Source organism: Salinimonas profundi, assembly GCF_014750655.1.
Taxonomy (GTDB): Bacteria; Pseudomonadota; Gammaproteobacteria; order Enterobacterales; family Alteromonadaceae; genus Alteromonas; species Alteromonas profundi_A.
The window spans coordinates 149,330-171,483 of sequence record NZ_JABBXD010000004.1; the positions used below are offsets into that span (position 1 = coordinate 149,330).

Annotated in this window: 21 protein-coding genes; 7 read left to right on the forward strand and 14 right to left on the reverse strand. The window is 49.3% G+C overall.

Annotation, left to right across the window (positions count from 1 at the left end; translation table 11 throughout):
* Window positions 1-149 precede the first annotated feature (149 nt).
* Window positions 150-434 carry a hypothetical protein gene (locus HHX48_RS09555; protein WP_191024531.1) on the forward strand — a complete coding sequence of 95 codons (285 nt, stop codon included), beginning with the start codon at window positions 150-152 and terminating at the stop codon, window positions 432-434.
* Between the two features lie 20 nt (window positions 435-454).
* On the opposite strand, the gene HHX48_RS09560 is transcribed toward HHX48_RS09555, so the two are convergent.
* The gene (locus tag HHX48_RS09560; RefSeq protein ID WP_191024533.1) at window positions 455-1,153 is read right to left on the reverse strand and encodes a phosphatase PAP2 family protein; all 699 of its coding nucleotides are present in this window, start codon (window positions 1,151-1,153) and stop codon (window positions 455-457) included.
* Between the two features lie 96 nt (window positions 1,154-1,249).
* Between HHX48_RS09560 and HHX48_RS09565 the strand changes: the two genes are divergently transcribed.
* Window positions 1,250-2,182, forward strand: coding sequence for an AEC family transporter (locus tag HHX48_RS09565; protein ID WP_191024535.1), 933 nt, complete (start codon window positions 1,250-1,252; stop codon window positions 2,180-2,182).
* Window positions 2,183-2,214: 32 nt separating this feature from the next.
* On the opposite strand, the gene HHX48_RS09570 is transcribed toward HHX48_RS09565, so the two are convergent.
* From HHX48_RS09570 to HHX48_RS09580, 3 genes are read right to left on the reverse strand one after another with little or no spacing between them, the layout of a single operon-like run.
* The gene (locus HHX48_RS09570; RefSeq protein WP_223858230.1) at window positions 2,215-2,514 is read right to left on the reverse strand and encodes a CPBP family intramembrane glutamic endopeptidase; all 300 of its coding nucleotides are present in this window, start codon (window positions 2,512-2,514) and stop codon (window positions 2,215-2,217) included.
* A gap of 40 nt (window positions 2,515-2,554) precedes the next feature.
* The gene (locus HHX48_RS09575) at window positions 2,555-2,872 is read right to left on the reverse strand and encodes a BolA family protein (RefSeq protein WP_191024537.1); all 318 of its coding nucleotides are present in this window, start codon (window positions 2,870-2,872) and stop codon (window positions 2,555-2,557) included.
* Between the two features lie 14 nt (window positions 2,873-2,886).
* Window positions 2,887-3,525 carry an alpha-ketoglutarate-dependent dioxygenase AlkB family protein gene (locus HHX48_RS09580; protein WP_191024539.1) on the reverse strand — a complete coding sequence of 213 codons (639 nt, stop codon included), beginning with the start codon at window positions 3,523-3,525 and terminating at the stop codon, window positions 2,887-2,889.
* Window positions 3,526-3,555: 30 nt separating this feature from the next.
* On the opposite strand from HHX48_RS09580, the gene HHX48_RS09585 reads away from it, so the two are divergent.
* A complete protein-coding gene (locus HHX48_RS09585) occupies window positions 3,556-4,761 on the forward strand; it encodes a methyltransferase (RefSeq protein ID WP_191024541.1) in 1,206 nt (401 codons plus the stop codon).
* A gap of 13 nt (window positions 4,762-4,774) precedes the next feature.
* Window positions 4,775-5,371 carry a peptidylprolyl isomerase gene (locus HHX48_RS09590; protein WP_191024543.1) on the forward strand — a complete coding sequence of 199 codons (597 nt, stop codon included), beginning with the start codon at window positions 4,775-4,777 and terminating at the stop codon, window positions 5,369-5,371.
* Between the two features lie 11 nt (window positions 5,372-5,382).
* Here HHX48_RS09590 and HHX48_RS09595 read toward each other — a convergent pair whose 3' ends face one another.
* The 5 genes from HHX48_RS09595 to efp all read right to left on the reverse strand — a co-directional run bounded on the left by HHX48_RS09595 (window position 5,383) and on the right by efp (window position 10,921).
* On the reverse strand, window positions 5,383-5,898 hold the full coding sequence (locus HHX48_RS09595; protein WP_191024545.1) for a GNAT family N-acetyltransferase: 516 nt from the start codon (window positions 5,896-5,898) through the stop codon (window positions 5,383-5,385).
* Complete coding sequence (locus tag HHX48_RS09600) at window positions 5,891-6,526, reverse strand: gamma-glutamylcyclotransferase (protein WP_317983498.1); 636 nt, start codon at window positions 6,524-6,526, stop codon at window positions 5,891-5,893. The genes HHX48_RS09595 and HHX48_RS09600 overlap by 8 nt, the downstream gene beginning before the upstream one ends.
* A gap of 108 nt (window positions 6,527-6,634) precedes the next feature.
* The gene (locus HHX48_RS09605) at window positions 6,635-9,124 is read right to left on the reverse strand and encodes a TonB-dependent receptor (RefSeq protein ID WP_191024547.1); all 2,490 of its coding nucleotides are present in this window, start codon (window positions 9,122-9,124) and stop codon (window positions 6,635-6,637) included.
* A gap of 195 nt (window positions 9,125-9,319) precedes the next feature.
* Complete coding sequence (gene epmA, locus HHX48_RS09610; protein WP_191024725.1) at window positions 9,320-10,297, reverse strand: elongation factor P--(R)-beta-lysine ligase; 978 nt, start codon at window positions 10,295-10,297, stop codon at window positions 9,320-9,322.
* Between the two features lie 54 nt (window positions 10,298-10,351).
* Window positions 10,352-10,921, reverse strand: a complete 570-nt coding sequence (gene efp / locus HHX48_RS09615; protein ID WP_191024549.1) for an elongation factor P — start codon at window positions 10,919-10,921, stop codon at window positions 10,352-10,354.
* A gap of 36 nt (window positions 10,922-10,957) precedes the next feature.
* Here efp and epmB point away from each other — a divergent pair, with 36 nt between their 5' ends.
* Window positions 10,958-11,995, forward strand: a complete 1,038-nt coding sequence (gene epmB / locus HHX48_RS09620) for an EF-P beta-lysylation protein EpmB (RefSeq protein WP_191024551.1) — start codon at window positions 10,958-10,960, stop codon at window positions 11,993-11,995.
* Here the strand turns inward: epmB and HHX48_RS09625 are convergent.
* Window positions 11,986-12,177 (reverse strand): hypothetical protein, encoded by a 192-nt coding sequence (locus tag HHX48_RS09625; protein ID WP_191024553.1) that lies wholly within the window; start codon window positions 12,175-12,177, stop codon window positions 11,986-11,988. The two genes, epmB and HHX48_RS09625, sit on opposite strands and share 10 nt — an antisense overlap.
* 111 nt (window positions 12,178-12,288) lie before the next feature.
* Here HHX48_RS09625 and HHX48_RS09630 point away from each other — a divergent pair, with 111 nt between their 5' ends.
* On the forward strand, window positions 12,289-12,597 hold the full coding sequence (locus HHX48_RS09630) for a hypothetical protein (protein WP_191024555.1): 309 nt from the start codon (window positions 12,289-12,291) through the stop codon (window positions 12,595-12,597).
* 1 nt (window position 12,598) lies between these two features.
* On the opposite strand, the gene HHX48_RS09635 is transcribed toward HHX48_RS09630, so the two are convergent.
* Both HHX48_RS09635 and HHX48_RS09640 read right to left on the reverse strand, forming a co-directional pair.
* The gene (locus HHX48_RS09635; protein WP_191024556.1) at window positions 12,599-13,891 is read right to left on the reverse strand and encodes a hypothetical protein; all 1,293 of its coding nucleotides are present in this window, start codon (window positions 13,889-13,891) and stop codon (window positions 12,599-12,601) included.
* An 86-nt stretch (window positions 13,892-13,977) separates the two neighbouring features.
* On the reverse strand, window positions 13,978-14,655 hold the full coding sequence (locus tag HHX48_RS09640) for an HAD family hydrolase (protein ID WP_191024558.1): 678 nt from the start codon (window positions 14,653-14,655) through the stop codon (window positions 13,978-13,980).
* 173 nt (window positions 14,656-14,828) lie between these two features.
* On the opposite strand from HHX48_RS09640, the gene HHX48_RS19060 reads away from it, so the two are divergent.
* Window positions 14,829-16,052, forward strand: coding sequence for a GGDEF domain-containing protein (locus tag HHX48_RS19060; RefSeq protein WP_191024560.1), 1,224 nt, complete (start codon window positions 14,829-14,831; stop codon window positions 16,050-16,052).
* Here the strand turns inward: HHX48_RS19060 and HHX48_RS09650 are convergent.
* Window positions 16,025-17,509: a GAF domain-containing protein gene (locus HHX48_RS09650; RefSeq protein WP_191024562.1), complete on the reverse strand. Its 1,485-nt coding sequence runs from the start codon at window positions 17,507-17,509 to the stop codon at window positions 16,025-16,027. The genes HHX48_RS19060 and HHX48_RS09650 overlap by 28 nt on opposite strands.
* 18 nt (window positions 17,510-17,527) lie before the next feature.
* Window positions 17,528-22,057, reverse strand: coding sequence for an EAL domain-containing protein (locus HHX48_RS09655; protein WP_191024564.1), 4,530 nt, complete (start codon window positions 22,055-22,057; stop codon window positions 17,528-17,530).
* Window positions 22,058-22,154: the final 97 nt, after the last annotated feature.

Genomic DNA, 22,154 nt, shown 5'->3' on the forward strand with positions numbered 1-22,154 from the left:
GTAATCCGATTTCTACATGATCAGTCGCACGGGTGCCCCAGAGACCATTGCATACCGTCCGCAGTAAAGGCACACTAACGCTTTTAGCCTGTTTTTGCCGTTTGCACAATCAGGCATACAGATACAATTTTCAATAAAGGGGATGGCCCGTGGTACCTTATTTATTAACCGGTCTGTCGGTACTGGTAGCCGGTGTAATTCACTGGAGCGCACCGCATGCGTTCTGGCGCGCAACACTGACTTCAACGGCAACAATCTTGCTGCTGTCAATTGCTGCGCTTTTCATTTTTCAGTCTTCAGGGTTACTGGTCAGTGAAGAAACCGGACAAAGCGCAGACATCACTGATTCTTTGCTATTGGTCACGGGCCTGGTGTCCTTTTTCGGCCTGTTGATTTCGATTTTTGTTGGCTGGTTCTTACGTGCGGTTCGATAGCGGACTGCACTCGCCTGCCGTTAACTTTTCTCAGCCTTATTATTTTGTACAGCAATGCGATACCAGATAACGACCCACACTGTGGCGCCTAACCAGCCCGCCAGAATATCAGTGGGCCAGTGTACTCCCAGATAGACGCGGCTAAAGCCGATGAACAGTGTGGTGATGCCCGCCACGATGAAAAACAGACGTCGCACCTTTCTTAAACTGGTCACACACAAACTGGCAGCCGCCAGTGTGAAGTAAGTAATCGCTGACATCATAGCGTGCGCAGACGGGAAGCTGCTGGTAAAAACCCGGGTCCCGTGTCCCACAAGATCCGGACGTGGGCGTGTAAAACCATGTTTCAGGGCAAAGGTGACGGCCAGCGCCAGCAATATCCCCACCACCATTTGCACCGCCAGCTTTGTGCGACCCACCAGGTATAATAATAACGCCCCAAGGCCAGTCAGATAAAGCAGCACCCAGTTGCTGCCTAGCGCAGTGATGTCCCGCATGCCTTCCTCGAGCCAGCCCGGGCCCAGCGGATCTGCAAGATTGCCGTCAACACGCAGGCCTTTGATAATGATAGTATCAATGGCAGGGGTATGATCCATGGTTACCCAGACAGCCAGCAGACCAAACAGGACCAAAGATAGTGTAGCTGTCCAGAATAACTGCTGGTTACTCGGCTTTTTAAAATACATACTGTGAGACATAGGCACCGCAAACTTGTTCATTCCGTTATCAATGAATACTGCCTATCCCGCGTCAGAGATTAGCCCATCGTCACCTTCTATCTGATAGACTACGTTTTTTTTCCTGTTTACCTCATTATGTACGGATTTATAACCAATACGCTGGGCCCTGTTCTGGTGCTACTGATGATGGGCTACCTGCTTTATCGGCGTGGCATGCTCAACGATACATTTATCGAAACAGGTTCAAAACTTGTCTTTAACCTGGCATTACCTGCCTTATTGTTCCTGGCAATAGCCACCGCCGACTTTTCAAAAGCTGCAAACCCCCACCTCATTGTGTTGGGTATCGTATGCACCTTCACCTATTTTCTGGCGCTTATGGCGTTCAGCCATTTCTTCGTCACGCCTGAAAATGCGCGCGGCGTAGTGATTCAGGGTGGGTTCAGAGCAAACATGGGGATCATCGGGCTGGCCTACTGTGCCAATACCTATGGTTCGCAGGGGCTAGCCGTGGCATCGGTTTACTTAGGCGGCGTTACCGTCCTGTTTAATATTCTTTCGGTCTTTGTGCTTAATTTTTATCTTGATGGTGAACGTTCAGTGTCACAGCATATCCGCGGCATTCTGACTAATCCGCTCATTGTTGCCATCGCCTGTGCGCTGCCACTTTCTTATTTTAAAGTGTCTTTGCCCGATTTTATTGAATCCACCGGCGAATATTTTGCTCAGCTGACCTTGCCGCTGGCGCTCATTTGTACTGGCGCCACGCTGGAATTCCGGTCGTTCTCCGGTGATAGCAGAAACCTTATTATCGCCACGGTAAGCAAGTGCTTACTTTACCCGCTTTTTTTGACGGGTTGCGCGTACTGGGTGGGCTTCAGGCATATGGAACTGGGTATCGTCATGTTGTTGAGTATTGCACCCACCGCTGCTGCCAGTTATATCATGGCCCGTAATCTTGGCGGTGATCCGAGACTTGCAGCCAGTATTATCGCACTGACTACCATCGTTTCATTACCTGTGACTGCGCTGGCATTCTCGGCACTTGCTTCTGCCAACCTACTTTAAACGCCCGCCGCCACTGCAAAATGTAACTACACCTATAGAAGCAAAATACACTGGATAAATACGATCAGGTTCATCAGCATGTGGCTAACAATGCAATACCAGAGGTTACCGGTGATATGCCGAATAACACCGAACATCACCGCCGCTAAAAACAGTATGACAAATATGATTGGCTGCTCATATTGTAAGTGAATAAGTGAAAATAACACGCTGGGAATGATGATAGCGCCAGTCACACCTATACGTGTTTCTTTGAGCCGGTAAAAAGCGACGCCTCTGAAGATGACCTCTTCACTGACTGGTGCAATGATAACGACGGTCAGGAAAAGCAAAACGATGCGAATGCTTTTGCATTATCTCATCATGACTGAGTCAGATAGATTTATCACCGCCGCGACACTGGGGTGAAACATTGATTACGCCGCCCCGTTTTTCCCATTCTGCTGGCGTATAGGTATGCAACGCTAATGCGTGCACCGGCCCTTCAAGCGCTTCTGCCAGCAGCGTATTCACCTGACGGTGACGGCCAATCAGCCGGCTACCCTCAAACTGCTCGCTGACAACGGTAACTTTAAAGTGACTCTGCGCGCCTTCGGGGACATTATGCATATGGCTTTCATCCTGCACCTCGAGAAAGGCCGGGGTCAGGTGCGCGTTAAGCTGCTGCTCAATATAGGATTTTACTTGCATGTCTGTACACCTGCTTATGCGTTGTTGGGCTGCTCGGAAGCGTAAATATACCGATAGGTCAGATTAATTCTATCATCGATTTTACGCGCGGTCTTCGCTATGCCATGCTGGTAACATTGCTGGGTTGTACCCTTCATAACGAGCAAGCTGCCATGCTCCAGCATCACTTTGCTTTTTCGTTTTGACCGCTTGTGCATAAAAACGAATGGCCGTGCGTGCCCCAGTGTGAGCGAGGCAATAACAGGCTCACTGCCCAGTTCGGGCTCATCATCGGCATGCATGCCCATGCTATCCTGCCCATTGCGATACCAGTTGGCCAGAACACTATTAAACGACGCCTGACAATGCGCCGTCAGTTGTCGACGCAAATCCCTTAGCGTGTTGGTCCAGGGCGCCGGGGTCATCGACAGGCCGGAATAACTATACTGTGCATCGGGATCACCGTGCCAGGCTTGCAACCGGGGAATTTTTACCAGCTTGCCATAGATTTTGATGGTATCCTGATGCCATTCTAATTCACCTTCCAGCTGTTGCTTGATACGTGACGCTTCATCGGCTGATAACCAGCCGGGGTAGTAGGTCACATCTGCATCGGGTAGGGGTAAAATTTGTGGCTGTACGGCGCTGCTGTTATCAAATAAATCAGGTTGCATGCGTCTTTCCACCTCAACTGAACAAAAGTTATGAATACCACTTTTTCACTGCTGGAACGTCAGTTATATCTGGCCAGGTATCCAGAAAAGCATCAGCATAAAAGCCTGCAAGCCTGGGACAGCGCTGATGAGTTAATTATCGAACACATCAATGCAAACCAGACCGACCTGGATACGTCAAAGTGTATCATACTCAACGACGATTTCGGCGCACTGGGCACATGGTATGCCTGTGCACCAGATGCCATCAAGCCGGTGTGGTACAGCGACTCCTGGGTTGCCCACCGGTCACTGACAAAAAACCTGCAGGCAAATGACTGTGAGACCACGTTTGATACATCCGGCACACTGAGTCAGCCTGTCACCGCGTGCACCAGTCTTTCAGAGTTATCCGCTTACCCGACGCTGGTTATTATCAAAATCCCCCGCACCCTGGCGTTGCTCGAAGAGCAGTTAATTACACTGAGTTCGCTGGTGACACCTACAACGATGGTTATTGCTGCGGGCAAAGTGAAAAACATCACCCGTACTGTGCTGGCCCTATTCGAAAAATATATCGGGGGCACGTCCACCTCGCTGGCGAAAAAGAAATCACGATTGATTTTTTGTGAGCCGGACTCAAAAACACTGGCCAATCATCCCGCGTCGCCCTACCCCACTATCTGGCAGCAGGCGGCGTCAAACGGTCAGGCAATGACAATGGTAAATCATGCCAATGTGTTTTCCCGCCAGTCTCTGGATATTGGTGCGCGGCTTTTACTTGACCACATGGCTGTGACCAATAATGAGCGTGTTATCGATTTAGGTTGTGGCAATGGTGTGCTGGGATTAAATGCCCTGGCGCTGGCACCGGAGGCGTGGGTAACCTTTGCTGATGAGTCATTTATGGCACTGCAAAGCGCCCGTGACAGTGTTGAGGCGACCTTTCCCGATGCACTGCCCCGCTGTCGCTTCCAGGCCGATAATTGCCTTGAAACACTGCTGGAACAGGGCGAAGCTGGTACCGCTGATAAGGTGCTCTGCAACCCGCCGTTTCATCAGCAAAATGCAGTGACAGATCACATTGCCTGGCAGATGTTCCATGACAGCCGAGAGATACTTCGTCGCGGTGGTCACCTGATTGTGGTAGCAAACCGACATCTGGGCTACCACGTAACACTTAAGCGTCTGTTCAAAGGTGTGACAGTGCTTGCAAGCAATCGTAAATTCGTTATTTTAAGCGCAGCAAAGCGATAAATCAGGAGCTCTTATGTTTCGCTATCTACTTTTTGTACTTATTCTTGTGGCCAGCCAGACAATGGCCAAGGACAAAGATGATGGTTCAAATGTCCAGCCGGACAACTACTACCCCAGAGTGAAACTTGAAACCTCAATGGGTGAAATAGTGGTTGAGCTGGACCGTCGGCGTGCGCCAATCACGACCAACAACTTTCTGCGCTATGTCAGCAAAAACGGTTACAACGGTACGCTGTTTCACCGGGTGGTCCCTAACTTTGTGGTACAAGGGGGAGGCTATAATAAAGACTTTGAGCAAAAACCCAGTTATCCGGAGATTTTTAACGAGTCGGGTAACGGCATGAAAAACGAACTGTACACAGTGGCGATGGCCCGACAAAATGAGCCGCATTCTGCCACCCGCCAGTTCTTTTTTAATGTGAACGATAATCCGAGTCTGGATCCCGGAAAAGAGTGGGGTTACGCCGTCTTTGGCATGGTGGTAGAGGGCCAGGAAGTGGTTGATAAAATGATGGAAGTTGAAACTGAATATCAGATGCGCCTGCGCGAGCCCAACAGCCCTGTTGAGCCCATCGTGTTAGAAAAGGCGACGGTATTACCTGCGACCTGAGGCTATTACTTTTATTCTGCCATATCGCGCCAGTAAAACACCTGGCGCTCAACATTGGCCATAAAAATCGTGCCGCGTTGTTCAAAACCGAGACGCCCTAATAACTTGCGCGAACTGTTATTGTCGCGGTGCGCCATCGCAGTAATGTAATCAAAATCAAAGTGCTCACCAGCCCAGTGCAGTACCGCTTCTGCGCCCTCCTGTGCGTAGCCTTTCCCCCTGGCATCGCTTAGCAGCGCAAAGCCAAGGTCGGGGCAGGTGAAAATATCCCTGTTCAGTAATCCACACATACCTTGTGGTTTGCGATTATCCAATCTTTCGATCACCCACAGGCCGTATCCCCACTTATCGAAGTGCGCAAGCGTGTTGTCGATATAACGGCGCGCGTCACGCACCGAGTGCACGGCGCGATTACCGATAAAACGCACCCAGACCGGATCATTGTTCAGCTCGTATATCCATTGCGCATCGTGGGACGCCGGCTTCCTGAGCGTCAGTCGGCCGGTGGTCATGGTAACGTCAGTCATGTGACACCTCACGTAAAAGCTGGTCTATCTGTTTTTGCTCATCTTCACTGACTCGCCCGGGACGCGGATAAGAAGGCATCTCGCGATCAGCTTTAATGTGGGCAGGCCATTTACGTGTAAGACGTACAAACGCCTCAGCCTGAGATTGCCCCCCATGACTCAGGCATCCGGCAAGACAGGTATCAATATAGGTTTGTGAAACGGGAAACTCTGGCGCTGCAGGATGCACATCCAGGGTCTGGCATATCCATAGCTGCTTATCAGCAAGCCGGTTAAGTAAGTAGTCGTGAGCGTCGGGGGTAAAGTCAGTGGCAATAGCGTCGGCAGAGACCTGCGCGAAGGTATAGTCTTTTTCGCGCTCTGCCAGCGCCGGGCTCAACGGCGTAGGGATGAGTTGCGCGTTCAGGGTAGCCCCGGCTTCAGGTAATGCGCCAACGTAGGTTTGTTGCTCCTGCCAGCTACGTGTTACCCAGGCTCTGTAAAAGCCCTCGACCGTTACCATTACACCCTGATGTTGTATATCAGAAAAACGTTGCCGACTGTCGGCGTTCATCAGTGAACCATAGCCCAGCACGAGGTGGGAATAATCGAACGTTGCGAACCAGTTTTTAAGCTGTGTCAGAGTCACACTGACAACCTCCTGATAACTATGATGTTGTTACACAGTGTATCAGGTAAGCGGCAATGACTCACCCTTAGCACAGACGCATCAGGGTGAGTCCTCATATACCTATGATCAGAACAGTGCGCGAACACCCACTGTGAAATTACGGCCTGGCAGCGGTGCCTGATTCTTCAGAAAAGAGGTATGCACTCTGGCCTCTTCATCTAACAGGTTGTCTGCATTAGCGAAGACCACCCAGTCCGCACCAGCACCGGGCAGCTCGTATTCAACCCCGGCATTCACCATCGTGTAGCTATCCGTGGTGGTTTCATAAGGCGCAACATAGTCCTGCTCATCGTTAAAGGTAAAGCCCACATCAGCGCGCAACCCCTGATGTTCATAGGACAATGTTGATCCGACCCGAAGCGGTGGAATGCGGGGCAAGTCCTGGTTATCCAGTTTAGCGCGGATCATATCGCCAAAGACTTCAACCCGCCATTCGGTATTCAGGTCCACATACACCTGCGCTTCCATCCCGTAAATATCGGCATCGGCCTGGCGAAAGCTAAAGACTTCAAGCCCTTCCTCGTGCGCCTCTTCTATTTCTCCTGCATGTTCATCATGCTCTGGCTCGACGGCTTCTTCTTTGTGCTCGTCATGGCCATCAGCGGCTAGCAATCCCGTTCCACTCTGGTAGATATAGTCATCAGACTGGTTATAGAAAAATGAGACCGTATAGCCCCAGTCGCCGGTGAATTTACGGAACGTCAAATCGATGTTATTGCTGACTTCCTCATTTACGGATTGCAGGTCTTCTGCCAACTCACCGTCGTTATCCAGACCATAGACCAGACCCACTTCATAGGTTTGTGTTGCCAGGTGCGGACCACCGGCGAAAAGCTCTTGCTGACTTGGTGCCCGTTCATTACGAGAAGCTGTGAAAGCCAAGGAATACCCGTCTTCATATTCCCAGTTAAATCCAGCTGACAGTGAGGCAGAGGTGAAGTCGTACCCGGAGAAGGAATAGGTATGCATCGCTTCGTCGTGCTCTTCATGCTCGCCGGGGAGTTCATCGGCATGGTCATCATGATGCACATCTTCTTCGTGGCCTGCATCTAAATTCAGTTGGGTATCAGCCACATCGTATTGGGTATTTTCAATTCGTGCGCCTAATTCAACCGTCAGATCACCAAACTGTTTCTGCTCCACTAAAAACAGCGCCATCGTGTCAGTGTCAGTGGGCGGCGTGAATGCCTCATCCCCCACCGCGGTATACTCACTGGTGCTTGCCTGCACACCAATCACACCATGCCAGCCATCAATCTTAACGTGATTCGCTGTTAAACGAAGATTGGTACTGTCATTGGTAAAGCGCGTGCCGGTCACGCCGCCCTCTAATTCAACGTGCTCATAATCAGTGTGCGCCAGGCCAAACTTGATATTATTCAGCCCTTTGATTGGTGAATGCCACTCGCCGGCCATCTGATAGCGGGTCATATCCACGTCAATGCGTGTGCCGCTTTCTTCAGCTATTTCTTCTGCATGCTCGTCTTCATGCTCACCTTCATGCTCTTCGTCATGTTCATGACCTTCTTCTTCATGGTGGTGATGATGACCGGGAACGCCGTATTCATTATCAAGTTTTTCAACGGCAAAACCGATGAAACCTTCATCCTGAATATAACTTAAGCCCGCTGTGATGTTGGTGGTATCCATCTGACTGTTTTCAAGCACACCGGAGGGCTCATCCTCATCAGGCTCTACAGAGGCGTAGCCGGGAATGTCCACATTGTCTGTTTTACGCTTAAAGCCATCAACGTGATAGGCAATATCACCCTGTGCACCGGTGACATCCACTTTACCGAATTTACCGTTATCGGCTGTTGAATAACGCGCTTCGGCCTCGCCTTCGATACCCAGTGGCTTTTCCGACGGAATACGGCGATCCACTACGTTGACCACCCCACCTATCGCACCACTGCCATACTGCAAGGTGGCCGGCCCCCGTAAAATCTCAACCTGCGTCGCGCTTGAAGTGCTGGTAGCGACATTATGGTCTGGTCCAATGCGAGAGACATCAGACACATCCAGACCATTTTGCACAATCTTTACCCGCGGACCATCGTTACCCCGAATAACCGGGCTACTGGATACAGGTCCAAAATAGGTACTGTGCACCCCTGGTGTATTATTGAGTGTCTCACCCAGTGTAGGCGCCTGCTGGCGTCTTAACTCTGCCTGGCCGAGCACCGAAACCGGTGTTACCGATTCAAGCACGGATGCCTGCATCGCGGTGGCGGTGACCAGAATGTTTTCAACTGAAGAAGCGGCCAGAGTAAAGTTCACTTCCGGATTACCTGTGACGGGCCCCAGATCTTTGTCACCGTGCAGGTACTTGTCTGATGAAACATGGATATGGACATCTTCAGCTGGCACATCCAGCAAGGTATAGCGGCCTTGCTCATCCGTGGTGACGACTTTTCTGGAGCCTTCCACAGTAACTTTAGCACCGGCAATCGGATTGCCTTTCTCATCAGTAACCTGACCGGTAATATCATTCGCCAGCGCGACGCCTGAAAAGGCAGATAAAATAGCAGCGGTCAGTATCGAGCGTGAAAACATGTGAGTCCTTCGTTTCTGGTTTTGCCTAATGTTATGTTATAACATTTTTACGATTTTACAGGACAATGTCAACGGTAAGTCATCGTGTTGTCAGGTTATTCATCAAAACAGTCAGATACCGGATTTTAAGTTCACTAAGAAGTCAGGCGGAATGGACAGCCAGATAATATCAATTTGAGGAAAACAGTCAGTTTTTCACGCGCGGCTGACCGGAAAGTTAATGACCTGTTCAATATGGGTGGCGCCAGTCTTCAGCATTAACAGGCGGTCAACACCCAGCGCAACACCGGCACAATCTGGCAGGCCTGCATCGAGCGCCTGCAAAAAATGTTCATCAATGGCAATTGAGGGCATTCCCATTTGCTTTCGCGTCTGATTATCCTGCTCAAAGCGTTTGCGCTGCTCATCAGCATCAGCAAGCTCAAAGAAGCCGTTTGCCAGCTCGGCACCTCTAAAATACACCTCAAACCTGTCTGCGGTACGCGGATCCTGTGTACTGATTCTGGCCAGTGCTGCCTGCCCAGCAGGAAAACCATGCACAAAACACGGACGATGCTGACCAATGCGTGGCTCTACAACCATCGCAAAAATCAGTTGAAGCAAATCATCGTGGCTAAGACTTTCCGGCGCATCAATATCAATGCCCAGGCCTGGCAGCGCATCAGTAAGCTGAGCGTGGGTAACCGTTAACGGATCAAGGCCTGTATGCCTTACCATAATTTGCTGGTAGGTGAAGCGTTCACCTGAATCCGTGCCAAGGGTATGCTGTAACAGTGCATCGACCTCATCCATCAGCATGAGGTGATCAAAGTCAGGGCGATACCACTCGAGCATGGTAAATTCCGGATTATGCCAGCGCCCGGCCCCTTCATGTCTGAACGCTTTGCATAACTGATAAATCGGACCGCTTTGTGCACATAAAAGACGTTTCATGGCATATTCGGGAGAGGTTTGCAGATACAACGACTGCGCTTTTCCTAAGTGACCGTAAGTAAAGTCTGTTTCAAAGGCGTTTAGGTGCACATCAGTGACCGACCCCTGACTCAGCAGCGGTGTGTCCACCTCCAGCACATTACGTGCGTAAAAAAACTCACGGATCTGCCGGAGCAGTTGCGCACGGGCTTGCCGGGCACAGGGCGTGGTAGTAGGTTGCCAAGAAGCTGAGGATGTCATCACTAAGATAAGAATGGTGGGCAGACAACCCGGACGGGCTGTCTGCAAAGCCACTTACTTTTGTACGCGGGAGACGTATTCGCCAGAGCGGGTGTCGACCTTGATGACTTCACCAGTCTGAACAAAAAGTGGGACACGTACTACAGCGCCGGTGCTCAGTGTTGCAGGTTTACCACCTGTGCCAGCAGTATCGCCTTTCAGACCCGGGTCTGTTTCCGTGATTTCCAGCTCAACAAAATTAGGCGGTGTGACGGTAATCGGCGTACCGTTCCACAACGTAATTGTGCAAACATCATTTTCAACCAGCCACTTTAGGTTATCACCTACCGCTTTTTCATCGGCAGCGATTTGTTCGAATGTATCGTTATTCATAAAGTGATAGAATTCGCCGTCGGTGTACAGGTACGCCAGTTCGGTATCCAGTACATCAGCACTTTCGACGGTTTCACCGGAGCGGAATGTTTTTTCCAGTACTTTATTGGAAATCAGTTTACGAATTTTTACGCGGTTGAAGGCCTGGCCTTTGCCCGGCTTGACGTATTCGTTTTCTAAAATATTACAAGGCTCGCCGTCCAACATAATTTTCAGGCCACCTTTGAATTCGTTGGTGCTGTAATTAGCCATAAATCCTCTGATAAAACATAAGGTGTAAAAATACAAGTGGCGCAAATAATACCTAAAAAACCGATGACTGTAGAGCATAACTGGCAAAAAGAGTTAGCCATGAGCTTTTCCGACCCGGTAAAGCTGCTTGAATACCTTGAATTAGATGTAAACGCGCTGAAACATCATGGTGAAGCCAGGGCTTTATTTCCCTTGCGCGTACCACGCCATTTCGCGTCGTTGATGGAAAAAGGTAACTGGCAGGATCCACTTCTGCAACAGGTCATGCCGTTGGACAGCGAATTTATTCAGACACCAGGATACAGCACCGACCCGCTTGAAGAGCAGGATACCGCTGGCAAAGGCCTTTTACACAAATACCAGAGCCGGGTGCTGTTTATCGTACGGGGAGGCTGCGCTGTCAATTGTCGTTATTGCTTCAGGCGTCATTTTCCTTATGCAGATAATGCGGTCAGTCGTCACCAATGGGAAGACGCACTTGAGTACATTCGCCAGCACCCTGATGTCAATGAGGTCATCTACTCTGGCGGCGACCCACTCATGGCCAAAGACGATTTTTTGCACTGGTTGACCGAACAAGTGGCTGCGCTACCACAAATTACGCGTCTGCGCGTGCATTCGCGTCTGCCGGTGGTGTTACCAGAAAGGCTGGAACATTCCATGCTGGAATGGATGACATCGACACGACTCAATACCGTACTGGTGCTTCATATCAACCACGTTAATGAAATCAGCGATACGCTGATTGAGCGGCTTCGGGTGTTTCGTCAGGCTGGAGTTACCCTGTTAAACCAGGGAGTGCTCTTAAAAGGGATCAATGATAGCGCGGAGGCGCAGGTCGCATTAAGCGAAGCCCTGTTTTCAGCGGGTATCCTGCCCTACTACCTGTTTATGCTGGATAAAGTGCAGGGTGCAGCGCATTTTGATGTCTGTGAAGAAAGGGCAAGAATGATCATGACCCAAATGATAAAGCGCTTACCAGGCTATCTGGTGCCAACGCTCGCCAGAGAGATCGGCGGACAGCCCGGTAAAACGCCGGTCGATTTGCATTTGCAACCCGCCAATCAGGCGTAGGTATTAACGCTACCTCCTAACGCCGGGTTTGCAGATGCAGGTTGTGGTACGTCAGCAGCTGATTTGAGCAACTGAAGCGCCGCCTGGCCTTCCTGCTCCTGCTGACTTTTTGCCAGCTTCGCAGAAACTAATTCAAGCGCCGCACCGGATGTTGCAGAGGCGTTTGCGCCTTGTATATCCATACCAGTTTCCTTTGTTGCTTGTCGCAACGCTAAAAAGCAGGCAGAATTGCCCGCTTCTTCTGGCTATCGGCCGGACATCCCGATTCTTTAGTGTCAATTCCGGAGGCCATTATGCAAGCAGTGCACGCACAATTACAGGAAACGATTCAGGCGCTTTATCGCAAAGCAGTGGATGCGGATAATAAGCTCGACCAGTTACAGCAGGCACAACAGGGTAAATTTACCGCAGTGTTTAGCACAGACAGTGGATTCAGAAGTAAGTCCAAACGCTTTACACCTTACGTGCAGGAAATTGCCGAAGACTGGCAACAGCTCAAAGATATGGACGAAGATGAAGCCAAAATCGCGCTACCGCAACTGGTGGCTAAGCTTCAGTTAGCGCTGGAAACGGTCACCCGCTTCCAGCAATCGCTAAAGTAGATCAGCCGGCAGATTCGCGATTGTAAAATGGCATTTGCGCCAGCTTCGCGCGGATCTGCTCGACTTCCTGCAGATACGCTTCACTGTCTACCTTCTCGTAGCGGCGGGTAAACTCCTGCTTGGATAATCCTTCGATCAAGCCGTCAACTTCAGGCATGTAGACACTTTCATCGGGTGTGCTTGCCAGCGTATTCTGCGCCCGCAATGCGGTGTCCGGATCAGCCAAGACACGGGCGAGCTCAACCCCTGCCAAATCTGCGGCTAAATCCACGAAACTGTAACCAGAGCCGCCCATGCCGCGATCCATCAATTCTTTAAATTCACCAATAGCTACAGTGACATCCTGTTCGCTGAGCATTTTCAGTGCCGCAGAAATAATAAAGTGTTTCGACAAATCAGAACGTCCCCGCAGTAATACCGAGGAAGCGGGCTTCAGCGCATGCTCAACATCCGGCTGTACGTCACCGACAAAATTAGCAATACGGTGGTGACCGATAAAAATAGCCAGCGCCAGCACAGCTGCTTTGTTGTGCTGGAGCACATTATCCTGGGTACTTTGTTCCCGCGCTCGCGCCATTATCAGATTCAGATACGCGTTAAATGGCTGCGGTTTTTTCTTCAGCGCAATCTCGCGCCCGGCGATATAGCGAAGGTAGTAGGCGGTCAGCTTCGTCAGTTCATCGCGCTCTTCTTCATCAAAGCCAGCGCGAATTTCATTCAACTGCCTTAAAAAGCTGTCCATTGGCTGTAAGGTCACAGCCACCTGTGTTTCTGTCATCGCCACGCGCGTAATCTGTTCTTTCGCCTGCGTCCCGATTTCACTGTCGGTATAAATATTCAGTGCAGACTCTACCAACCCGACCGCGAAGGGACCCGGCAGGCTAAGACTGCCCATCCGGACATGATCGATAGCCAGCCTGTCTGCTGGCAACACCTTAATTTCAAGATTTAAATACAAGGTGGTAACAGCTGCAGGCACTGCGACGCTTGCTTCAATGGTGCCATGATCCGGGTGGATGGCAGACGTACCGTGAATGTAGGGGGCGGCTCGCTGTACGAAACCAATCAGGCTTTCTACCTGTTGTTCACTGATTGTGATGACATGACCACGCTCACGGTCATTAATACTGCGGCGAATTTGAGCCAACAGCTTTTTTACGGTGTCAGCGTCAGCTATTTGCTCAGAAGCATTGGCACTGACGGACGGGCTGGTATCCAAAATCAACACAATCAGGAGCACAATGGCCGCGAGCAAACCTGTGATCAGTGCGCCCAAAAAACGTATGACTGACAAACCTTAATACCTACTTTTCTGTTAGACGCGTATTTTTGGCTATCACGCGCATAAATTCAATGACATTTAACCCGTTTAACGGGGGCTCATGTTGCTAATTCGTTGTCCAGCCACTTGGTAAGACTTGGATATGACGCCTGCGCAGCACTAAAGTCATGGGCTGCAGATTGTGCCGTAGGAATCACCGCGCAGCGAATACCTGCAGCAACAGCGGCTTTCATCCCATGCATGGTATCTTCTACCGCTGCAGCTTGCCCGGCGGACAACCCGGCAATAGCCAGTGCCTTGTGATAGCTTTCAGGATGAGGTTTGCTGTGCTCAACATCCTCTACACTGACTGTCAGACTAATGTACTTGCGCAAATGATGATGCTGCATTGTCTGCTCAACGGATAACTGGCTGCCCCCGGTTACAATCCCTAACTGATAGCCCGCTTGATGGCAGCGTATAATTGCCTGCCGGGCATCCTCTATCAGGGGGAATGCACGATTTTTAAGGTAATCGCGGGTGAGCTGATGTTTTTGCGCAGCAATATCCTCAGGCTTTGCTGACAACGAGAAATGGCGTGTCACATCAATGGCGTTTTGGGCGACCGGCATCCCCACCAGCATTTCGTTATGCAATGATTCGCTCAGTGCTATTCCATAGTTATCCAGCAAGGACTTCCACAGAGAGAAATGTACAGCTTCTGAATCGACCAGCGTGCCATCATGGTCAAACAGAATAAGTGTTGTGGATGGCGTGATGACTGACTGTTCAGGCAATAGTTTTCCCCCGATGAGCATAAAATGCAGGCCTGCCCTTAAGAACAGGTTCACTCAATACATTTATTGTAATAATTAATTTTCTTGCGTTTAGACCAATATTAATGCAGTTTATGGGCCTAATCTGCCATTTTGGCATTGTATAGTTTGAGATTGCTGACAAAGGAATTGTCGTGCTCGACACTTTTACACTCGTAGTTTGCACTACAATAATCAACGCGATGATGATTGTGACGCTCGTCGCGCTTTATCGCACGAGTCCGTCTGAAAAGTCTATTCTGGACTGGCTGGGCGGAATTTGCTGCTTTTTTGTTACCAATATTGCTGGCCTGGCGCTCTCGGCAAACCTGTTAAATCACTGGCTTACGCCAGCAGTGGCTAATACCTTGTTTGTTGCAGGCAATGCCATGATATTCAGTGGTATTTACCGATATCTCCATGGTCAGCACAAATGGCCCCTGGTCTGCTCAATTGCCGCTATTACGTTTCTGGTACACCTCTTCCCCTTTATGCATGAAAACATTGAAAGCCGGATATTGGTTACCTATCCGCTTATCATAGCAATTTGCTTATCGGCCATTGTGATCTTATGTCGTCGTCAATGGCAGACCCGGTTATTCGGGCTACTTCCTCTGACCATTGTGATGGGTGCTTTCACCGCCCAGTTGGCCTTGCGCTTTTTCGCGCTGGTGTTGGAAAACGTTGGTATTAACGTGTTCAGCCATAGCCTGATTATCAATACAGGGACGTTGGGAGTGATGCTTTACGTTATGGCATTAGCCATGAGTGTAGCCTACCTGGTGAACTGGGTTCGGGAACAAAGCCTGAAGAAAATCTCCCGTACAGACACACTCACAGGTTGGTTAAACCGTCGTGATTTTACCTACCGTATGCCGGAACTGTTTGCGTTAACCCGTCATCATCGTCAGCCCTTTGCCTGTATTGTGATGGACATCGATTTGTTCAAACAGGTCAATGATACCTACGGTCATACGGTAGGCGACGAGGTGTTAATTCATGTCAGCCACCAGATGCGCCGTGTCACCCGTGATTGTGAGTATCATTACCGGCTGGGTGGTGAGGAGTTTGTTTTGCTGCTTCCCGACTGCGATGAAAAGCAGGCAATGACAGTCGCGGAGCGTGTGAGAAAAGCCGTGGAATCATCGCCCTACCTTCACGAAGACAACACACTTGACTGTTCAATCAGCCTGGGCGTAGCGGTTATTACCGCAACTGGCGAAGGTGAATGGGAAGGGCTGCTTAAAGCAGCGGATAACGCGTTGTATAAAGCGAAAGCCTCTGGCAGGAATACGACCCAGCTGGATGTTTTACGCCGCCCGCCACAACATGCAGCGAACGGCAGCGAGTATCAGGCTAGTAAGAATTTGTCAGCCTGACGCAGGATGACGGCCCGTACTTTTTTGGCCAGAAGCTGATTTTCTTTTGTCCACTCACGACTTGCTTCACCGCGCACTTCTGTCCATTTTTTAAATGACGACCGAGGACTCAGGACCCCCGCCGAGTCCGTTTTCTGTACCGACTTATCAGGATTACCCGCCCACTCAGTGTACTGCGCTTCAGGTAAACGAAAGGCATAGCACCGTAATGTCTGGGTTTCAAAATTAGGCTTGATGGCAAGGATCCCTCTGATAGCATCTTCGCTATACTCCTCACCGTAATGTTTAAGCACATTCTGCGTCTGAAAAATATAATCTGACAAATCGTTCTGTACTTTACGGTCCAGCTTATTCAATAAACTGGTATCAATTTCGCGCCCTGCCTGATACCAGGTATCATTTAAATACAAAGCGGTGGAAGAGGCATCCAGCTCTTCAAGCAGTATGTCAGCAAGGTACTGACAACTGTCCTGACTGGATTTATCCGCCAGGTTTTCCACCATTTCATCAACCTGCTTCTCAATGTCGCTAAGCAGAGCCAGACGCTGCCGGGAGCGGAATGTATTAAATACGGTACAAAAGTGGCGGACAAGCTTTTCAGCAGTGTTGCGCGTAAGTAAGTCCAGGAATAGCGGTTCGGGATGATGGCAGGCAACGATGCCCCATAGCTTGCCTGATATAATCAAAGGAATTGAAAAAGACGCGCCAACATCCATGTTCCTCAAATACTGGATATGCACGGTAGAGACGCTGCGCAAATCAGACCAGGTGAGGTCCGGAATTTCCTGTTGATGCGAAACAATATCCACCGGCGACTCGTCCACATTGGGAATAATCCGCGACGGGTTCTGGAAATACAATCGACGCGCGATTGCAGGAATATCGGATGCAGGAAACTTCAGGCCCATGTAACCGTTATCGTCGTCAGACGTTGCTTCTGCAACCACTTCGCCCACCCAGTCACTGTCGAAGCGATAAAGCATCAGACGGTGGAAGGGCAAAATACTGTGTAATGTTTGTAGCAGTTGATGGTAATAGTCAGTGGCTTCCCAGCTCCCCGGCGCGTCAGGGTAAAGCTCTGCTTCAAGGGACTGATAGGAAGGTAAGCTTTCAGGCGGATTATCTTTTTCAAGTTCCACCACTACCGCCCCTTCTGAACGAATTAGCCGGATATGTAATGTGGTATCGGCCACACTGTGATGATAATGCAGACTACGCTCACCTGGTTGATTGTCCAGCGCAGAGAGCATCGACTCATCAAGCCAGTCCAGGCTATCTATCGACTCACCCAGCAACGCCTGCGCCTCAAGACCGATAAATTCACCGATGTTCTGGCTGACATGGGTAATGGTCTGGCTTTCTTCATCAAAAATAATCAGTGCACCAAACGCCTGAACCTGCCCTGACAGATGAAGTTTTTCCTTCTCACAATTCGCTAGTAACTCTTCAACATCCATCAGGGACTCCTTTTTTATTTATTCGGCAAGTGCATTACTGGGGCGGGACGATAACATGTCAGTCAGTTGGTTACTGCCTTTAGGTTTGTAAAGATAGAAGCCCTGAACAATTTCACAAGATTCTTCTTTAAGCACAGCAAGCTGCTCCTCCGTTTCTACGCCTTCGGCAACAACCTGTAAGCCCATTGCGCTGGCCATACGAATGATCGCCAGGGCTACAGCACGGTCATCGTCATTTTCAGCAATGCCACTGATAAAGCTCTTATCAATTTTCACTTCCTGAATGGGCAACTGGCGTAACTGCGATAATGAGGAATGACCCACTCCGAAGTCGTCAACACTGAGGGTGATACCCAGCTCCACCAGCTTATTAAGCTCCGAAACCAGAATATCCAGTCGCTCGGCCAGCGCGCTTTCGGTAATTTCAAACTTCAGCGTGTCTGGCTTTATGCCGTATTTTTCCATGAGCGTCTTAAGATGCTTCACGAAAGACGAATCTTTAAGCTGTTTGACCGAAACATTAACGGCAATTTTCGGAATCGAGACATTTTCTTTGCGCCACTGACTCATCTGTTTAAAGACCAGCTCAATGGCATGTATGCCGACTTCTTCAATCAACCGGCCCTTTTCCGCCACTTCAATAAAACGCAGGGCTGAGGTGTCTTTCAACGCTTCGCTATCACAGCGTAACAGCGCTTCTATTCCGACAATAGCACCAGAAGCCACTTCTACTTGGGGCTGAAAATCGATAGAGAATAAGTCGTCTCTCAATGCGTCGCGCAGCGCTTTTTCGATATCCAGCTTATCATCAGCTTCTTTTTTCATCTCTTCGGTAAAAAACTGATACTGATTTCGCCCCTGCTCTTTAGCACGGTACATCGCCGTGTCTGCGTTCTTTAACAGCGTAAAGTTTTCTTCGCCATCTTCAGGAAACACAGAGATACCAATGCTACAGGAGGCAAACAGCGTGTGTTCGTTAATTTCAAATGGCGCATTGATGGTATTGATGATGCGATTCGCTACCTCATCAATTTCATCCACCGTTTCGGCCTGCAAAATGGCAACAAACTCATCACCGCCCATCCTTGCCAGCATGTCTGTATCCCTCACACACTTTTGCAGACGGCGGGTGACCTGTTTGAGCAACAAGTCGCCAATGTTATGACCCAAACTGTCGTTAATCTTTTTGAAGTCATCCAAATCGAAAAACAGTACCGCACACAACTGCTTCTGACGACGCGCGTTGCTTAACATCAGCTCCAGACGCTCCATCAGCACATTGCGATTTGGCAGGCGGGTCAGCTCATCGTGCGTTGCCAAAAACTCAATCTTGCGCTGTACATTCTTAATTTCACTAACATCGCTGTACGTCAGCACGTAATTAAGATGCTTACCGTCTGCATCTTTCACCACGTTGATAGTCAGCCACAAGCTGATTTTATTGCCCTGGCTATTAATGTTAGTGATTTCACCCTGCCAGTAACTTTGCTCATCGAGTACCGCACGGATACCTGCAAAGAATGATTCAGAATGCTCCTCATCGGCCAAATCCCGCGGTGTTTTGCCAATCAGATATTGCAGGTCAAAACCTGTCAGCTCGGTGAACGCTTCGTTTGAGGTAATGATTTTTTTGGATTCATCGGTCACCAGAATCGCTTCACCGGTACGGTCAAAAAGTTTACCCGCCAACTTCAGCTGCTCATTCGCGTGTCTGGCCCGGGTAATATCGTTCGCCTGTGTACAGATCGATTTAACGGTACCATCGCTATCAAAAATCGGGAATCGCACAGCATCCAGTACGCAACGCCCCTGCTCGTTTTCAAACTCATCAACGGAACGGACCGGTGATAACGAGCGCATGGTATCTAAATCTTTTTCCCGCAGACTGCGCGCCGTCTCTTTTTCAAAAATGTGATTATCGGTTTTACCAATGACATCTTCCGCACTGAGGTTAAAGATTTCCTCAAACCGGGCATTCACAAACTCATAGCGGCCGGAACTGTCTTTAAGTGCAATGACCGACAGCGAGTTGTTCATGATCGACAGCAACTGATCCTGATTTTTTTCCACATCTTCATGTGCTTTAACCAGCTCGGAGTTATCAATAATAACCAGAATAGCGCCGGTCACTTTGTTTTTCGCGTTTAACAGTGGCGTGATGAACAGGTTCAGCGTTTCCCGTTCACTGGGCTTGATAATGATATTCAGCTTGCCGCCACTTTTCATTGTGGATTTCAACCTGCTATCAATATCAATAAAATATTCCGGCAGATTTAACTGAGAAATAGGCTTCTTATGTGTACCACTATTGAGGTGATACTTTCTGTCCGCCGCCTCATTGGTGCGGCTTAACCGCAAGTCCTGATCAAAGATAAATAGCGGGAAGTCGAGCGTGTCATATACACTCTCAAGCTCACTGTTAATTGAGGAGAGCTCTGCCGACTTGCGCATGCTTTCCTCATTAACGCTAATCAGCTCTTCGTTGGTCGCCTGAAGCTCTTCGTTTGTAGCTTCCAGCTCTTCATTATTGGCCTGAAGCTCTTCGTTAGCGGCCTGCACTTCCTCATTCAGTGCCTGCATTTCTTCAGCCGATGCCGCCATTTCCTCGGTCAGCGTCTGAAGCTGCTCGCGAGCTGCGATAAGCTCTGCAACATCCGCATTTTCAGTATCGTAGTTACCATCATTGGTAACAATTTTTTCATCATCCGCCTGGCGGAAATTGACGATATAAAGGTCGGAGTCTTCTTTTTCCAGCGGGATGACAGCCAGGCGCCAATGCTCCTGATTTTTCTTTTCGACTTGCCGTGGGCGGCTTATTGCCGTGTCTTCGTCACGCTTAACTTTATTAAATGCGGATAACAACTCGGCCGAAAACTCTGACACTATCAGCTTCGATAGATTCAGATCCGGAGAGCCCGACGGGAAATTTACAAAAGGCTGTAAATCACCACGTGAATGCAAAATGGTGAAGCGCGAGTTAATCAGAATGCTCGGGCCAAATTCTCTGACCAACGTTTCATTAAACAGACGCTCATAGCTGTTAGACGTGGACTCTTTGACACGGGTTGGTGTCACCACGCCTTTAAGCATGCGAGGGACAGCTGGACGTTTAGAGCCTTCGCTGACCTTGAATATCCGGCTACGCCGATCCACAGCGACAAAGTACTCTTCTTTAAGCCCGATGGATTCAGACTTACCCAGAAACAGAATACCGGCATCCACCAGTGAGTAGCGAAACAGCGACAATACACGCTGTTGAAGCTCGGTATTAAAGTAGATCATCACGTTTCTGAACGAAATCATGTCCAGATGCAGAAAAGGGGGATCGCGGGTAATGTCCTGGCGCGAGAACGTAATGACATCTCGCAGGTTCTTCTTCGGCTGGTACGCATCATCCTCAAAGCGAAAATACTTTTCTACTAGCTCAGATTCCACACTACTTACCGAATGCGATGAGTAACTGCCCTTACGGGCAATGGTCAGCGCATTCTCATCGATATCTGTGCCAAACACCTGTAAGTTAATATTTTTATCCTGCTTATTAATCTCTTCAAGAAACAGAATAGCGATGGAATAGGCTTCCTCGCCTGTGGCACACCCAGCCACCCAGACCCGGATATTTTCGCCGCGTTTTTTGCCCTCTACGGTATCTGCGATGTAACGCTGTATTGAGCTGAATGCATCTTTATCTCTGAAAAAGTTTGTAACCGAAATCAGCAGTTCTTTCGATAATGCCTGCACTTCGTCGGGATCTTTTTTAAGCTGCTTCAGGTAGTCTTTTAAATTATCTTTGTCAGTCGCAATGAGGCGGCGGTTCACACGCCGCAGCAAGGTAGCCTGTTTGTAAAAGCTAAAATCGATTTTCGTAGTTTCACGCACGACGTCGTACATTTCATTCATCAGCTTATTGCGAGCTTCTTCAGAATCAGGAAAGAAGTTTTCAACGATGTTACTGGTGAACGACGCAATTTCCTGCCCCATATCTTCGGGGATCAGAACCCGATCAACATCTACTGCTTTAAGCGACGCAGTAGGCATGCCGTCATACTTGGCGGTTTCAGGACTCTGCACAATGGCAAAGCCACCAGCACTTTTAATATTTCTCAGGCCACGGGAACCATCGCTGCCTGTGCCGGACAATACAATACCAATACTATGGTCTCCCAGCTCTTCAGCCAGTGATTCAAACAGTATATTTACTGACGGCTTAGGCGTCACATCTTCAGGCTTTTGCTCCAGCTTAAGATGCCCCTGACGAAACACAATATGATGCCCGGGCGGCCCGACATAAATAGTATTTTTCTCTACCTTGATGTCATTTGAAATTTCTTTGACATCAAAGGAGGTTTCTCTGGCCAGAATATCTGACATCTGGCTTTTATGACTGGGCGATAAATGCTGCGCGATAACCAGGCTGGCATTTACATCTTTAGGCAGATTTGAAACAAGACTGATCAGCGCCTCAATACCCCCTGCTGACGATCCTACGCCAACAATGAAAGGGCTATCTGCAGTGCTGTCTGTCTCAGATGACTCTTGTTTTGCCATGTTCATTTATTCCGGTTACTCGCCTTTCGCTGCCTGACGCAGACTCGATAATTTTTGCACATAATTGTATGCGTATTAATTCATCAGATGTGTTGAT

Excerpts from the sequence above, each read along its gene's own strand:
- HHX48_RS09585 (WP_191024541.1), top strand. The coding sequence starts at position 3,556 with ATGAATACCACTTTTTCACTGCTGGAACGTCAGTTATATCTGGCCAGG.
- HHX48_RS09575 (WP_191024537.1), bottom strand. The coding sequence starts at position 2,872 with ATGCAAGTAAAATCCTATATTGAGCAGCAGCTTAACGCGCACCTGACC.
- HHX48_RS09625 (WP_191024553.1), bottom strand. The coding sequence starts at position 12,177 with ATGGATATACAAGGCGCAAACGCCTCTGCAACATCCGGTGCGGCGCTT.
- HHX48_RS09580 (WP_191024539.1), bottom strand. The coding sequence starts at position 3,525 with ATGCAACCTGATTTATTTGATAACAGCAGCGCCGTACAGCCACAAATT.
- HHX48_RS09590 (WP_191024543.1), top strand. The coding sequence starts at position 4,775 with ATGTTTCGCTATCTACTTTTTGTACTTATTCTTGTGGCCAGCCAGACA.
- efp (WP_191024549.1), bottom strand. The coding sequence starts at position 10,921 with ATGGCTAATTACAGCACCAACGAATTCAAAGGTGGCCTGAAAATTATG.
- HHX48_RS09560 (WP_191024533.1), bottom strand. The coding sequence starts at position 1,153 with ATGAACAAGTTTGCGGTGCCTATGTCTCACAGTATGTATTTTAAAAAG.
- HHX48_RS09595 (WP_191024545.1), bottom strand. The coding sequence starts at position 5,898 with ATGACTGACGTTACCATGACCACCGGCCGACTGACGCTCAGGAAGCCG.
- epmA (WP_191024725.1), bottom strand. The coding sequence starts at position 10,297 with ATGACATCCTCAGCTTCTTGGCAACCTACTACCACGCCCTGTGCCCGG.
- HHX48_RS09565 (WP_191024535.1), top strand. The coding sequence starts at position 1,250 with ATGTACGGATTTATAACCAATACGCTGGGCCCTGTTCTGGTGCTACTG.
- HHX48_RS09630 (WP_191024555.1), top strand. The coding sequence starts at position 12,289 with ATGCAAGCAGTGCACGCACAATTACAGGAAACGATTCAGGCGCTTTAT.
- HHX48_RS09650 (WP_191024562.1), bottom strand. The coding sequence starts at position 17,509 with ATGGATGTTGAAGAGTTACTAGCGAATTGTGAGAAGGAAAAACTTCAT.
- HHX48_RS09605 (WP_191024547.1), bottom strand. The coding sequence starts at position 9,124 with ATGTTTTCACGCTCGATACTGACCGCTGCTATTTTATCTGCCTTTTCA.
- HHX48_RS09655 (WP_191024564.1), bottom strand. The coding sequence starts at position 22,057 with ATGGCAAAACAAGAGTCATCTGAGACAGACAGCACTGCAGATAGCCCT.